Here is a 14044-nt window from a genome sequence, read left to right on the forward strand (position 1 = left end):
CAAACTCCACCCGTTTGGCCGGTACTTCTTTCACCGCAAAGGGCCGACAGTATGACCCTGGAGGTGTGTGGGAGTCGACCTCGCCAAGACCCAGATCGACAAGACTGCCCGGGACAATGACAGAGCTACCTCTTGAGAAATACAAAGTTTTCGAATCCACCGACGTGGACGAGACCCGTGACCAGGTGGAGAAGATCTTCTGTCCGCACCGGATGGACGTCGTCGGACCGAATCCGGAGCTGAACGCCCGTATGCACTGCCGTCGTATGCGCAATATAGCGGTGACGTACGTGTCCTACGGCTGGGACGTGCGCGTGAATCCCGGGCACCTGGAAAACTTTTTCGCCATTCTCGCGCCGACTGCGGGAAGGGGTACGTTCCAGTCGGGTTTCGAACAGGTACAGGCATCGCCCGAGCGCATCGCGGTCGCGTCACCGACGGAGCCACTGCACATGCGGCTGTCCAACGACTGCGGCCAGCTGGTCATCCGGGTCGAGCGGGCCGCGGTGGAGGCGCGGCTGTCCGAGATGATCGACGGCGCCCTGCGCGAGCCCATCCGCTTCCAGCTCGGCATGGACGTCACCGCGGGTTACGCGCGCAGCTGGTTCGACCAGCTCAGCTGCGGTGTCAAGGACCTCGGCAGGCCCGAGTCCCTGCTCGCGCACCCGCTCGCGATCGAGCAGTTCGAGCAGAACGTCATCACCGGGCTGCTGCTCGCCCAGCCGCACAACTACACCGCGATGCTCAACGGCGACGACCGCCCGGTGCCTTCGCGGCTGCTCGGCATCGCGGTGGACCTCATGGAGGGGCACCCGGAATGGGCGCACACGCCGTCGAGCCTGGCCCGGCAGGCCGGGGTCAGCGTGCGCGCGCTGCAGAAGGCGTTTCGCGAACAGCTCGACAGCTCGCCCAGCGAGTACCTGCGGGGCGTACGCCTGCAGCGGGTGCACGACGAGCTGTGCGCGGCGCAGGCCGACGTCACCACGGTCGGCGAGATCGCGAGCAAGTGGGGAATGGCCCACCACGGCCGGTTCGCCGCCGTCTACCGGGAGAGATTCGGGGAGTCGCCCAAGCAGACGCTCAGTCGGCAGCATGCGCGAAGGGGATGAGAGTGTTCGTGGAACGGATCGCCTGTCGTGACCACCTTGGCTAACGTCAAGCCCATGTTGACCCGCGAGACCGCGGGATCCCGGCTCAGGGCCGGCGACGGCCTTCCGATCGGACGACTGATCCGGTCGGTGCGCCGCGAACGTGGGCTCACCCAGTACGACCTCGCCGACGCTCTCGCTTCCGCGTCCGGGAACAGCAGCCTCGGCCGGGACGAGGTTTCCCGTTGGGAGCGCGGGAAGAGAGTGCCCGGTCCCTACTGGCAGAGCTGGCTCAGCCGCGTCCTCGGCATCGCCCCGGAACGGCTGCGCTCGTCGGCCCGGCTGGCCAGGGAACTGAGGTGGCGGCAAGTGGAACACGCCCCCTGATTTTCGTCCGGCTCCCGGGCGCACCCTCCCCAGCGGGGAAGGGAATTGGCTGTTTTTCCGGGAGTGGGAGTAAATGGGTAAGGCACTGGTGACCCTGGTCAATCCGAATCTGGTCCATCCGCCGATCACGCCGTACGCGCTCGACATTCTGACGACGTCGCTGGAAATGGACGGGTTCGATGTCGAGGTGGTGGACCTGACGTTCCACCGGGACGCGTGGCGCGACGTGTTGCGGGAGTACTTCGTCGGCCGCGAACCGCTGCTGGTCGGCGTGACCGTGCGCAACACCGACACGATCTACGCGCAGCAGCAGCGGGTGTTCCTTTCCGACCACAAGGCCATCATCGACGAGATCAAGGCCCTGACCAGCGCACCTGTCGTGGCGGGTGGGGTCGGGTTTTCCTCGATGCCGTTCGCGTTGACGGACTTCTTCGACATCCCGTTCGGGGTCAAGGGGCCGGGGGAGAACACCATCGTCCGACTGGCCGACGCGCTGCTGACGGGGCAGTCGCCGGAATCGGTGCCCGGGCTGTTACTCAACCGCGGCGGCGGCCGGGTGGACCGGGTTCCCCAGGTGGTCGCGCAGCGCGGAAAACCCGTTTTCACGCCCTTGAACACCGTGACGAAATACACGCGGCGTTCCGGTGAGGCGTACAAGGTGGACAACCTTCAATATTACCGTGGCGGTGGTCTGGGCAACATTCTCACGAAGAACGGGTGCGCCTATTCGTGCGCGCATTGCGTGGAACCGGACGCGAAGGGTACGCACTTCACCCGCCGTTCCGTCGAGGCGGTCGTGGACGAGATGGAGCTGTTGTGCGGGCAGGGCGTGTACGACCTGCACACCACCGACAGCGAGTTCAACCTCGCGATCGCCCACAGCAAAGCGGTGCTGCGCGAGGTGATCCGCCGCCGCGAGGACCCGGCGTCGTCGCTGCGGAACCTGCGGTTGTGGATCTACGCGCAGCCGACGCCGTTCGACGAGGAGTTGCTGGAACTGCTCGTGCAGGCGGGCTGCGCGGGTATCAACCTGGCGCCGGACCACGTCAGCGAGGACCTGCTCGACGACTGGAAGGTCACCGGCCGCGGCAGGCGCTACTACTCCTTCGACGACGTGCGCCGGATTGTCGAACTGACGAAGCGCCACGACCTGCCGGTGATGGTGGAGGTCCTGCTCGGCATGCCGGGCGAGACACTCGAAACGATCACCGAGGCGGTGCGCGAGACGCTGGCGCTCGACGTCACGGTCGCCGGGTACAGCCTCGGCATCCGGGCCTTCCCCTACTCGCCGCTGGGCATCCAGCTGGCCCAGCAGTGCGACGGCAGGCAGACCCTGCCGGGGCTCCAGTCGGACACCGCGACGGAGCCGATCGTGCTCAAGCCCCGAGCACAGTGCGAGAACATCGTGGAGTACGAGCGACAGTTCGTTTTCGACGCACACGGACGGTTCCGGCCGGTTTACTACCTGTCACCGCTGCTGCCCGAGGATCCCGCCACGCTGGCGTCGCCGAACGGCCGCTGGGAGCGGACCGTGCAGCTGCTGTGGGACCTGGTGCCGGAGTCGGAGTACCACCGCGTCATGCTGCCGACGCTCCCGGGCCTGACCGAGGACGACAACAACTACGCCGACAACCCGTTCCTGCTGAAGCTGATCCAGCTCGGCTACACCGGCGCGTTCTGGTCCCACTGGCCCCGCAGGCACGAGATCATGCAGGGCGCCGCCTGAGATCTCGATTTCACTACGACTGTTCGCGGGTCCGCGATCGTTCAGTAGAGTCAGCCACAGGCCGCTTCGGCGGCACGCCACCTTCACCAGTGGCTCCGGCCCCGCCGGTGGTCCCCTCAGCGTCGAGGAGGCCGCCGGCGGGGCCGGTCCATGTTCGTCCTAAGTGGACGATGTGTGCTGATCGTTCCCGTGGGTACCCCGGAGACATGAGAACCTTGCGCGAACTTCCTTGGACCCGTGGGGAGTACGAGCGTGCGCTGCAGGAGCAGGCCGGACCGCCGCCCGCTCGCGTCTCGACGCGCCTCATCCTCGACGTCGCGGTCGTCGTGGCCTGCATCGCGCTCGCGATCGTGCTCGGGGTGTTCGAGCTCTGGTGGGCCTCGGTGCTGCTGTCCGTGGTCGCGGTCGGCTGCCTGCTCGACTTCGTCCTGATCGCCGGTCCGAAACACCGCCGTTGGCGTGTGCTCACGACCGATCTGGGTACCCACGTGCCATGACGCGTGCGCGTGCGTTTCCCGACCGGCGGGCCGCGGGCCTGCACCTGGGTGAGCAGCTGCGCCGGCACGAGTGGCACGACCCGCTGGTACTGGGGCTCGCACGCGGCGGGGTGGTCGTGGCGCACGCGGTCGCCGAAGCGCTGGACGCGCCGCTGGACGTGGCCGTCGCGCGGAAAATCGGCGCGCCGGGGCAACCCGAGTTCGGCGTCGGCGCGGTCACCGCGCGGGGCGACGCCACCTACGACGCCCGTACCCTGCGGGCCCTGCGCCTGCGCCCGGCCGACCTGCGGGAGAGCTGCGAGGCGGAGCAGGCCGAGGCCCGCCGTCGCGAACAGGTCTACCTGCACGGACGCGAGCCGCGGCCGCGGGCGGGCCGGGACGTCGTCCTCGTCGACGACGGGCTCGCGACCGGGGTCACCGCGCGCGCCGCGGCCCACGCCATCCGTGAGGAACGGCCGCGCTCGCTGGTCTTCGCCGCCCCGGTTTGTGTTCCCGAGGCGGCCACCGGCCTCAAGGCCGACGTGGACGAGGTCATGTGCCTGCTGGCGCCGGACGACCTGCGGGCGATCGGCGAGTGGTACCAGGACTTCGCCCAGACCAGTGACGACGAGGTCGTCGAACTCCTCGGAAGCGAGCCGGAGTGACCGTGCCCCTCACGATCGACGTCGGAGGCGCCACCCTCCACGGCGACCTGACGCTGCCCGCCGACGCCATCGGTGTCGTCGTCTTCGCCCGGACCTCCGAGCACGGCGCCGAGGCCGACGCGATCGCCAGGACCTTGCAGGACTTCCGCTTCGGCACGCTGCTGTTCGACCTGCTCGCCGACGGCGAGGAGCAGCCGGCGAACGAGGTCGACCTGCTCACCCGCCGCCTGCTGCACGTGCTCGACGACCTCACCCGGCGCGAGTCGACGGCGAACCTGCCGGTAGGGCTGATGGGTGCGGCCGACGGGGCAGCCGCGATCTTCGCCTCGGCCGCGGCGTGGCCCGAGGAGGTGCGGGCCGTCGTCGCGCGCAGCGGTCGCCCGGACCTCGCCGGGGAGGTCCTGCCCCGCGTGACCGCGCCGACGCTGATGATCGTCGGCGGCAAGGACCCCGACGGCCAGCGGGTCAACGAGGAAGCGGCGCAACGGCTCGCCGGACCGGCGGAGGTGCGCCTGGTGCCGGGCGCGACCCGGGAGTTCGAGGAGCCCGGCACGCTCGAATCCGCCGCCGAGCTGGCCGGCGACTGGTTCACCACGCACCTGCGCTGACGCTCACCGCAGGCCGAGGAAGTCCGCCATCTGGTCGGTGGTGTGGGCGAATAACGCGTCGGCCGGGTCGGCGCTGCCCACGTACTGCCCGAACAGCTCGAAGTTCAGCGCCCCGAACAGCTGTGTCCACGCGATGAGCAGCCGGCTCACGTCGGCGGGGGCGATGTCCTTGCCGAGGAGCTCCGCGAGCCGTCGCGCCTGGTCCGCGAGCTCGTCCGGCAGCGCGGGGCCGGGGAACGCGGGTTCGAGCGGAGCGGTCACCGCCACCTCCGCGAGCGCCAGCGCGACCCGCGCGGCGGGGGCGACGGTGTCCTGCGGGGCCTGGTAGCCAGGGATGGGGGAGCCGTAGATCAGCGTGTACTCGTGCGGGTGCTGCCGCGCCCAGGCCCGGGTCGCCTGCCAGATCAGCCGCCAGCGGGTGCGTGGCCGTTCCGCCGGGTCGTCGGCCTTCTCCGCGGCCTCGCCGATCGCGTTGTACGCGTCGACGATCAGCGCGGTGAGCAGGGAGTCCCGGCTGGGGAAGTACCGGTAGAGCGCGGACGAGACCATGCCGAGCTCCCTGGCGACCGCGCGGAGCGACAGGCCCTGCGCACCCACTTCGGCCAGCTGACGGCGGGCCTCGTCCTTGATCTCCTGCGTCAGCTCGGCCCGGGCGCGGTCGCGGGCGGTCCTGATGGCGGCCATGGGCTCAGTGTGCCAGGGATGAGAGCGCCGGACAAATTCGAGAGCACTGCTCTTGACTTCGCTCTGGCTGTGGTGTTCACTGATCTCAATCGAGAGCACCGCTCTCGCAAGCCGAAGGAGATCCCGATGACCCGCTACCTCGAACCCGGCAAGGGCACGGCCGTCATGAACAAGTCGGTGCGCTGGCTGACCGAGCGCGGAGTGAGCCTCATGGGCAGCAGGGTCCTGTCCGTCCGCGGCCGCAAGAGCGGGGAGCTGCGGTCGATCCCGGTGAACCTGCTGACGCTCGATGGGGAGCGTTACCTGGTGGCGGCCCGCGGCGAGACGCAGTGGGTGCGCAACCTGCGTGTGGCGGGCGAAGGACAGCTGCGGGTCGGACGCCGCGTGGAGCACTTCAAGCCCGTGGAGGTGCCGGACGAGCAGAAGCCGGCGGTGCTGCGCGCCTACCTGAAGCGCTGGAAGTGGGAGATCGGCGCGTTCTTCGAGGGCGTGGACGCGAACGCCCCGGACGAGAAGCTGCGCGAGATCGCGCCGGGCTACCCGGTCTTCCGGATTCCGGCGTGAGCGCTGCCGGCGGACGTCCGCCGGCAGCGCCCCACCTCAGTGCTCGTGCCCGCCGTGCCCCGAACCCGCCGGGTGCACGTGGAACTTCGCCACCTCGGGCGGGTGCACCACGAATGGCCGCATCATGCCCTCGTCCTCGTGATCCAAAATGTGACAGTGGTACATGAACTCGCCGGTCGCGCCTTCGAAACGGCCGGCGACGGTGATCCACTCACCGGCCTGGACCTGGAAGGTGTCCTTCCAGCCCTCCTCGTACTTCTCGATCGGCCTGCCATCCGGTGGCGCCTCCAGCGGCGCCGTCGTACCGCCGGTCGCGAGGTCGAAGCCGGCGACGTTCCCGCCCGTCAGCGGGAACTGCCGCCGGGTCAGGAGCTGCAGCTGCACCATGTGGATGTGCATCGGGTGGGTGGGCCCGCCGAAGTGCAGGAAGTTCCACACCGCCCAGCGGCCGTGGTCGATGAAGAACGTCGTGGTGTCGTCGAACAGGTCCGCGACCCGCTGGAACGTCCGCGTCTCGCCCGTCGCCGGGTCCTTGACCTGCAGGACGCCTTCCGCGGGCAGCGTGGGCGGCACCTCGGCCGCGGTGAGCTCCCGTAGTTCCCACAGCTGCGGGTGCGCCTCACCCGCGGTGCCCGGTGGCACGAGCGCGACGAACACGTGGTCGTGGTCCTCCGGCACCGTCGTGCCGTGCACCAGCCGCACGTAGGAGCTGGACAGCCGCTCCGGCAGGCGGAACGGGTCGTGCCGCACCGAGTCCTCCACCCGGAACTCCATGAGGTCGGGCTCGGTTCCCTGGGCGAGCGTGTTGGTCAGCCGCAGGTGCTGCCCCGGGAAACGGCTGAAGTCGACCAGGATGTCCGCCCGCTCCGCCGGCGCGAGCGTGAGCCCGCCGGCGGGCAGCGCCGCCGGTGCGGGCAGCAGACCACCGTCGGTGCCGATGATCCGCACCGCGTCGTTCTGCACCGCGCCCGTCTCGTCCACCAGGTTGAGCTGGTAGAAGCGCGAGTTCGCCGCGTTGACCACCCGGAACCGGTACCAGCGGGTGTCGACCTCCAGGTGCGGCCAGATCACGCCGTTGACGAGGTTGAACGGGCCGGTGAACGGGATCGGTGCCCCGCTGGGCGCCACCGCGATCTTGAACAGCAGCTGCCCGGTGAGCGCTCCCGTCACCGGATCCGTGTCGAGGTTGCGGTCACACAGCACGAGCGGCACCTCGTGCCTGCCGTGCGGCAGGTTGAGGGCATCCTCCTCCGCGTCGCGGATCAGGTACATGCCCGCGAGCCCGGCGTGCACGTTCCACCGGGTCACGGCCATCGCGTGGTCGTGGTACCACATCGTGGTCGACTGCTGGCCGTTCGGATACTCGGCGAGCTGCGCGTTACCCCGCAGCACGGCGTTGTGCGCCCAGCCGTCGTTGCCGCCGTTGGTCATGGCGCCGTGCAGGTGCACGACTTCCCAAGCCGGCAGGTTCGCGACGCCGTCGATGACCGAGAAGCCGGGCAGGAGCTGCCCGTTCGCGTCGCGGTAGCCGCCGGGCACGTTGCCCGGCGCCTGCGCGATCGGCCCCTGGACGGCGACCAGCGGCATCTGGCCGTCGGTGTCGTTGGTCCAGGCCACGCGCAGCCGCTTGCCGCTGCGCACCTCGATGGTCGGCCCGGGAAACTCCCCCTCGTAGGCCCAGACCTCGGTCTCCGGCAGCTGCGAGTGCAGCCGGACCCGGGTGCGGACCGCCTTGATGGTGATCTCCTCCTGCCGCCACCACAGGTGCGGTCCGATGACCGACGGGATGCGCAGCGGGTCGAGGAACTTGGTGAGGCCGAAATCCGGTGCGGTGACCGGAACCGGCTGGACGATGACCTCCGTCATCGGTTTCCTCCCTGACTTTTTCGCAGGGGAGGGCCTGCATGCAACGACGCTCCCCCGCCCCCAGTGCGGCCGCCGGAAAGCGGCCGTCTTCAGGCAGAGGCGGCCGGAAGGTGCGCAGATACGTCGGTGGCGAAGTCGACGAGGACGAGCGCCTGGTCGTCGTGCCGCTTCGCGCGTGGCCAGCGTTCGCCGAGCGGGTCGCCGTACTCGGCTCGGCGCACGGCGTCGCACACCGCCGATGGCCCCTGCTCGCGAGCCAGCCGCAGGGCCTCCGGCCAGCCGAACAGCTGGTAGTCGTCGATGCCGACGGACACGCCGTCGGTCGCGAGCAGCACCGCGTCGAGCGATGAGCGGGGCCAGCTGCGGGTCAGGGCGTGTGACGCCGCGGCCGGATCCGCCTCGGCGACCCAGAAACCTTCGGGCCGGTTGCGCAGCGCGCGGACCTCGGCGGCCGTGCCGAGTCGTCCCGCCACCCGCAACAACGCCAGCCGGTCGTCGGCGAGCCGGTCCATCGTCTGTCCAAACGCGACTATCGGGCTGTCCGCCAGCACCAGCCCGTCGACCCGTTCGTCGTCCCAGCGCAGCAACGCGACCGTGCTCGACGGGGACGCTCCCGGGTGCAACCCGTGCATGCCCGCGACGGCCGCGATCGCGTCGGAAAGCAGGAGCCGCAGGTCGTCGGCGGGGCGCTCACGCAGCACCCGGCCCAGTTCCTCCGCGAGCAGCCCGGCGTACCAGCCGCCAGGAGGCAGGTCGGGGCTGGGCGAGGTGGCGCCGTCGAGCAGCACGACGGCGTTGTCCAGCACCACGACGTGGTCCTCGGTGGGGCGGGGCCTGCCGTCGAGACCCACCCCGGCCTGTTCCGCGACCTTGATCTCGGGCACGGCGAACAACCCTACGCGTGTCAACCGGGGTTGACATCCGGCTGGCGTCAACGTAGGTTGACAGACATGAGTGAGGCAACCGACCTGGCCGCCAGGGCGGGCGACCGCGACCCCCGGGTGGGCCTGCGGGCCGTCGCCGCCCTGCGGCGGCTGCTGGAGCAACTCGAAGCCGTGCAGGTGCGCAGCGCGCGCGGGCAGGGCTGGTCCTGGCAGGAGATCGCCGCCGAGCTGGGCGTGAGCCGGCAGGCGGTGCACAAGAAGCACGGAGGGGACTGATGTTCGAAAGATTCACCAAGGACGCCCGGGAGGTCGTCATCGAGGCGCAGCGCGACGCCGCGGAGACCGGTGCGCAGGAGGTCACGCCGCTGCACCTGCTGACCGCGATGCTGCGGACACAGGAGAGCTCGGCGACGCGGCTGCTCGCCAGGATCGGCGTGCCGCCCGCCGACGTGGCCGCCGAAGCGGGCCGCGTGCAACGGCGTGGCGGCATCAGCGAGGCCGACGCCGAGGCGCTCGGCGAGTTCGGTATCGACGTGGACCGGATCGTCGCGCGCATCGAGGAGGCACACGGGCCGGATGCCCTTTCGGGCAAAGGAAAAAGCCGTCCGGGCAAGCACATCCGGTTCGCCGACGCGTCGAAGAAGACGCTCGAACTGTGCCTGAAGGAAGTGGTGCGGATGGGCGGGAAGAGCCTCGGCGCCGAGCACATCCTGCTCGCGCTGGCCGTGCAGCGCGGCCCGGCCGCCGACGTGCTCGCCCGCTTCGACGTCGACGCCGCCAGGTTGCGGGCCGCGCTTCCCTGACTGTTCCGCTGCCCTTCATCCCGCGGCCAGTCCTGATCACGACACTGGGGCCGAATCCGGACTCCAGGAGGAAAACCGCATGGACCAGGCCCCCAGACCCGGCGGTGTCGGCCGCCGCCGGCTGTTGCAGGCAGCACTCGGCGCGCCCGTCGCCGTCGCGGCGTCGTCGCTGGTCGCAGGCACGCCGAGTGCCCAGGCGACGCCGGCCGCCGACGCGACCAGCCGGCGCTTCACGTTCGCCGTCATGCCCGACACGCAGTACCTCTTCGACGGCGACGGCACCGACCCCGACCCGGTGCGCGAGTCACTGTGGTACCTGCTCGGGCAGCGCCAGGAGGACGACATCGTCTTCATGGCGCACCTCGGCGACGTCACCGAGCACGGCACGGCGGCCGAGATGGCCGCCGCGGACAAGGTGTTCGCCGCCGTCGACGGGAAGCTGCCGTGGAGCGTCCTTGGCGGCAACCACGACGTCTCCGGTGACGACCAGCGCGGGGACACGCCGTTCCTGCGCACGTTCGGCCCGCGCCGGTTCGCCCGCTCGCAGACGTTCCGCGGTTCCTCTGTGGACGGTTACAACACCTACCACGTGTTCCGCGCGGGAGGCCGGACGTGGCTGGTGCTCGCGCTCGACTGGCGCATCTCCGACCAGGGCCTCGCCTGGGCACGCCAGGTCCTCGACCGCAACCCCGGCGTTCCGACGATCCTCACCACGCACGACTTCGTGGCACCGGACGGCACCGGCGGCGCGGAGCTGTCCGACAACGGCAAGCGCATGTGGGAGGGGCTGGTCCGGCACTACGACCAGATCTTCCTCGCCCTCAACGGTCACTACTGGCCCGCCGGGCGCGTCACACTCACCAACGACGCGGGCAACCCGGTGCACGCGCACATCACCAACTACCAGGACCGCTACTACGGCGGGGCGGGCATGATCCGCTACTACTCGTTCGACCTGGCCCGCAACGCGATCGACGTCGAGACGTTCTCGCCGTGGCTGCTGGCGAAGCGGAATCCGTCCACTTTGGAGGCCGAGACGGCGGAGCTGAGCGGCGACGTCGACCGGTTCACCGTCGAGCCGGACTTCGACGCGCGGTTCCCCGGCAAGCCGCTGCCCGCGCTCCCGCCGCAGGCAGTGCTGGTGCCGGGCACGGTGGCGTACTGGCGGTTCGAGGGCAGGGACGGCGAGCCCGCCACCGCCGCGCGCGACCTCAGCGGCCGCGGCAACGACCTCACCGTCCAGCGCATCGGCGCCGGCGGCTCCGACGTGCTCAAGTACTCCGCCGAGTACCACGAAGCCCAGCCCGCACACGGCAGCGTCCGCTTCGACGGCGCGCAGAACCGGGGCGCGGTGCTGCACACGGCCCCATCGGCACCGCTGAGCACGGCGAAGTTCGAGAACGGCTACACCATCGAGACGTTCCTCAAGCTGCCCGAGCCCTTCGTCGGCGACCACGCGTGGATGGGCGTCCTCAGCTGGGAGGGGCGCGCGGGCGACGCGGGCAAGGACGGCGGCTACTCGCCGGACGACGCGCCGTGCAGCCTCAACGTCACCAGCGAGCGCTTCCTGCAGTTCGTCGTCTACCCGGTCAACCAGAACGACGACCCGACGTGCTGGAGCCACGCCCTGCCCACCGGGCGGTGGACGCACGTCGCGATCGTCAACGACGGCCACCACACCACTGTGTACGTCGACGGGTCGAAGATCGCCCGCAACGCGTCACTCGACTCGCGGGGCATCAGCACGGTGGGCAAGCCGTTCGCGCTGGGCGGCACCCAGGGCGGTGGGAAGTACGGCCAGGGCTTCTACGGCTGGCTCGGTGACACGCGGATCGTCTCGCGGGCGTTGCGGCCGGATCAGTTCCTCACCGCCCGGTAGCGCCACGCCACCAGCGGCAGGAAGGCCTGCGTGAGCGGGCCGATCGAGAAGGCGTACAGCACGGTCCCGAGGCCGACGCTGCCGCCGAGCAGCCAGCCGACGGCCACCACGGTCACCTCGATCAGGGTGCGCGCCAGGCGCACCGAAAGCCCGGTCCGCGCGGACAGGCCCGTCATCAGGCCGTCCCGTGGGCCGGGCCCGAGCCGCGTGCCGACGTACGCGGCCGTGGCCAGCCCGTTGAGCACCACACCGCCGACCAGCAACGGGATCCGCCAGCCGAGTGCCTCCTGCTGCGGCAGCACGGCGCGGACCAGGTCCACCACCACCGAGATCACGACGACGTTGAGCACCGTGCCGATTCCCGGCCGCTGGCGCAGGGGGATCCAGAGCAGGAGCACGAACACCGACGCCACCGCGACCGCCGTGCCGAACGTCCACCCGGTGTGCCGGGTCAGCCCGTCGGCCAGCACGTCCCACGGGTCGAGGCCGAGGCCCGCCCTCGTCATCATCGCCATGCTCGCGCCGTAGAGCACGAGCCCCGCCAGCAGCTGGGGAAACCGGCGGACGGGACTGACGGTCAGGCGGACGGGGTCCAGTTCCAAAGCAGCCACGGTCCGAGGATGCCCGGCGATTGGACTGGATATCCAGAGCCAATGTGGAAGTATTGGTCCGGTGGACACTTATGGTCGCATCACCGGCCCGCGATTGGCCACCCTGCTCGGGTCGTGGCGGCACGGTTCGCGGCAGGGTGCCCTGGCCCTCGCGGGTGCCATCGAGCTGCAGGTGCTCGACGGGCACCTGCCCGTCGGCACCCAGCTGCCCGCGGAACGCGAGCTGGCGCAGGCGCTCGGCGTCAGCCGGACGCTGATCGGTGCGGCGCTCGACCGGTTGCGTGAAGGTGGGCTCGTCGCGAGCCGCCGGGGCGCTGGCTCGTGGATCACCTTGCCGGGCAAGGCGGGTGAGTCCGGGCCGATCTTTCCGGGGGAGAGCGAGAACATCGACCTGGTCTGCGCTGCCCCGGCGGCCATTCCGGGCTTCGTGCAGGCGGTCGACGTGGCCCGGCGGGGGCTGGCCGAGCAGCTCGGGCACCCGGGGTACAGCGAGCGGGGCCTGCAGGTGCTGCGGGAGCGGCTGGCGCAGCGCTACACCGAGCGCGGACTGCCCACCAGCCCCGCGCAGATCATGATCACCAACGGTGCGCACCACGCGTTCGGCCTGGCGCTGCGGATGCTGAGCGACCCGGGGGACCGCGTGCTCGTCGACCAGCCGACCTATCCCAACGCGCTGGAAGCGATCCGGGGCGCGCACGCGATCCCGGTGCCCGTCGCGCTGGACACGGAGGGCTGGGACTTCGACGGCATCGAGGCGGCGCTGCGGCAGGCCGGGCCCCGGCTCGCGTACTTGATCGTGGATTTCCACAACCCGACCGGCCTGCGCATGGACGACGACGGCCGCGCGCGGTTGGCGGCTCTGTTGACTCGGGCGCGGACGCCGGTCGTGATCGACGAAACGCTCGTGGAGCTGGACTTCGGTTCGGAGCCCGCACCGAAGCCGTTCGCGGCGGGGGACTGGTCGATCCTCGTTGGTAGCGCGTCGAAAGCGTATTGGGGCGGGTTGCGGCTCGGCTGGATTCGGGCGTCGGAGGAGCTGTTGAGCAGGCTGTCGTCGGCGCGGTTCGGGCTGGACCTGGGTTCGCCGGTGTTCGAGCAGCTGGTGCTGGCGGAGCTGTTGACCGACCCGGAGCCGTTGCGCCGGCGGCGGGAGGACATCCGGCGCCAACGGGACGCGCTGGCCGACGCGGTGCGCCGGCACTGTCCGGAGTGGACGTTCCGGACGCCGGAGGGCGGGTTCTGGCTGTGGTGCAAGCTTCCGGAGCCGATGAGCACCCGCCTGGCCGTCGCCGCGGCGGCCCACGGGGTGCAGCTGGCGCCGGGTTCGAGGTTCGGCGCGAACGGCGGCCTGGAACGCTGGATCCGCCTGCCGTTCTCCCGCCTACCGGACGTCCTGGACGAAGCAATGCGCCGAATCGCCTTGGCGGCGGAGTCAGCCCGCGGCGGCGAGGCGTTCGCCCCGGTGACGTGACAACGGCCGGTCGTGCTGGGCCGGGTCACTTCGGCGGCGGATGCCTTCGCCTCCATCACATGACGACAGCCGGTGCCCGGACGAGTCCTCTCCAGGGATAGGAGGTCGATCGTCCGGGCACCGGCTGTCGGTGTGCCGCCTGGACCCGCCGGCACCGCCCCTCGACGTGCCGGCGGATCCCGCGGCTAGGCGCGCATCGGGTTGTTGTCCGTGCTCGGCGCGGTGAGCACGGACGCCCGAGGCGTGCCCGGAGTTGGTCCCGTGGTCACAGGGGCAGCGTGACTCCGGGACCGGAACCCGACGCGGCCGGGCGCGATCGGCCGCTCGGGAAG

15 protein-coding genes are annotated in these 14044 nt (G+C 70.5%); 11 read left to right on the forward strand and 4 right to left on the reverse strand.

Annotated elements, in window-relative coordinates; genetic code table 11:
- Positions 1 to 164: 164 nt before the first annotated feature.
- From FHX82_RS02990 to FHX82_RS03015, 6 genes are all read left to right on the forward strand, one after another.
- Positions 165 to 1109, forward strand: coding sequence for an AraC family transcriptional regulator (locus tag FHX82_RS02990; RefSeq protein ID WP_229881212.1), 945 nt, complete (start codon positions 165 to 167; stop codon positions 1107 to 1109).
- Between the two features lie 54 nt (positions 1110 to 1163).
- Positions 1164 to 1475 (forward strand): helix-turn-helix domain-containing protein, encoded by a 312-nt coding sequence (locus FHX82_RS02995; RefSeq protein WP_145933067.1) that lies wholly within the window; start codon positions 1164 to 1166, stop codon positions 1473 to 1475.
- A 73-nt stretch (positions 1476 to 1548) separates the two neighbouring features.
- A complete protein-coding gene (tsrT, locus tag FHX82_RS03000) occupies positions 1549 to 3201 on the forward strand; it encodes a tryptophan 2-C-methyltransferase (protein ID WP_145933068.1) in 1653 nt (550 codons plus the stop codon).
- Between the two features lie 206 nt (positions 3202 to 3407).
- The gene (locus FHX82_RS03005) at positions 3408 to 3698 is read left to right on the forward strand and encodes a hypothetical protein (RefSeq protein WP_145933069.1); all 291 of its coding nucleotides are present in this window, start codon (positions 3408 to 3410) and stop codon (positions 3696 to 3698) included.
- A complete protein-coding gene (locus FHX82_RS03010; RefSeq protein WP_145933070.1) occupies positions 3695 to 4342 on the forward strand; it encodes a phosphoribosyltransferase in 648 nt (215 codons plus the stop codon). Before FHX82_RS03005 ends, FHX82_RS03010 begins: the two co-directional genes overlap by 4 nt.
- Entirely contained in the window at positions 4339 to 4950 is a 612-nt protein-coding gene (locus tag FHX82_RS03015) for a dienelactone hydrolase family protein (RefSeq protein ID WP_145933071.1), read from the forward strand. The genes FHX82_RS03010 and FHX82_RS03015 overlap by 4 nt, the downstream gene beginning before the upstream one ends.
- A 3-nt stretch (positions 4951 to 4953) precedes the next feature.
- Here FHX82_RS03015 and FHX82_RS03020 read toward each other — a convergent pair whose 3' ends face one another.
- Positions 4954 to 5634 (reverse strand): TetR/AcrR family transcriptional regulator, encoded by a 681-nt coding sequence (locus tag FHX82_RS03020; RefSeq protein ID WP_145933072.1) that lies wholly within the window; start codon positions 5632 to 5634, stop codon positions 4954 to 4956.
- A gap of 126 nt (positions 5635 to 5760) precedes the next feature.
- Between FHX82_RS03020 and FHX82_RS03025 the strand changes: the two genes are divergently transcribed.
- Positions 5761 to 6198, forward strand: a complete 438-nt coding sequence (locus tag FHX82_RS03025; RefSeq protein ID WP_145933073.1) for a nitroreductase family deazaflavin-dependent oxidoreductase — start codon at positions 5761 to 5763, stop codon at positions 6196 to 6198.
- 36 nt (positions 6199 to 6234) lie between these two features.
- On the opposite strand, the gene FHX82_RS03030 is transcribed toward FHX82_RS03025, so the two are convergent.
- Together FHX82_RS03030 and FHX82_RS03035 are read right to left on the reverse strand one after the other, a co-directional pair.
- Positions 6235 to 8064, reverse strand: coding sequence for a multicopper oxidase family protein (locus tag FHX82_RS03030; RefSeq protein ID WP_145933074.1), 1830 nt, complete (start codon positions 8062 to 8064; stop codon positions 6235 to 6237).
- Positions 8065 to 8153: 89 nt separating this feature from the next.
- Complete coding sequence (locus FHX82_RS03035; protein WP_145933075.1) at positions 8154 to 8948, reverse strand: hypothetical protein; 795 nt, start codon at positions 8946 to 8948, stop codon at positions 8154 to 8156.
- Positions 8949 to 9014: 66 nt separating this feature from the next.
- Here FHX82_RS03035 and FHX82_RS03040 point away from each other — a divergent pair, with 66 nt between their 5' ends.
- The 3 genes from FHX82_RS03040 (at position 9015) to FHX82_RS03050 (ending at position 11630) form a co-directional block, all read left to right on the forward strand.
- A complete protein-coding gene (locus tag FHX82_RS03040; RefSeq protein WP_145933076.1) occupies positions 9015 to 9224 on the forward strand; it encodes a helix-turn-helix domain-containing protein in 210 nt (69 codons plus the stop codon).
- Positions 9224 to 9751 carry a Clp protease N-terminal domain-containing protein gene (locus FHX82_RS03045; RefSeq protein ID WP_145933077.1) on the forward strand — a complete coding sequence of 176 codons (528 nt, stop codon included), beginning with the start codon at positions 9224 to 9226 and terminating at the stop codon, positions 9749 to 9751. Before FHX82_RS03040 ends, FHX82_RS03045 begins: the two co-directional genes overlap by 1 nt.
- Positions 9752 to 9830: 79 nt before the next feature.
- Positions 9831 to 11630 (forward strand): LamG-like jellyroll fold domain-containing protein, encoded by a 1800-nt coding sequence (locus tag FHX82_RS03050; RefSeq protein WP_145933078.1) that lies wholly within the window; start codon positions 9831 to 9833, stop codon positions 11628 to 11630.
- Here the strand turns inward: FHX82_RS03050 and yczE are convergent.
- Positions 11609 to 12241 carry a membrane protein YczE gene (gene yczE, locus FHX82_RS03055; RefSeq protein ID WP_145933079.1) on the reverse strand — a complete coding sequence of 211 codons (633 nt, stop codon included), beginning with the start codon at positions 12239 to 12241 and terminating at the stop codon, positions 11609 to 11611. The genes FHX82_RS03050 and yczE overlap by 22 nt on opposite strands.
- A gap of 61 nt (positions 12242 to 12302) precedes the next feature.
- On the opposite strand from yczE, the gene yczR reads away from it, so the two are divergent.
- Complete coding sequence (gene yczR, locus FHX82_RS03060; RefSeq protein ID WP_444541926.1) at positions 12303 to 13712, forward strand: MocR-like transcription factor YczR; 1410 nt, start codon at positions 12303 to 12305, stop codon at positions 13710 to 13712.
- Positions 13713 to 14044: the final 332 nt, after the last annotated feature.

The organism is Amycolatopsis bartoniae (assembly GCF_014191255.1).
Taxonomy (GTDB): domain Bacteria; phylum Actinomycetota; class Actinomycetes; order Mycobacteriales; family Pseudonocardiaceae; genus Amycolatopsis_E; species Amycolatopsis_E bartoniae.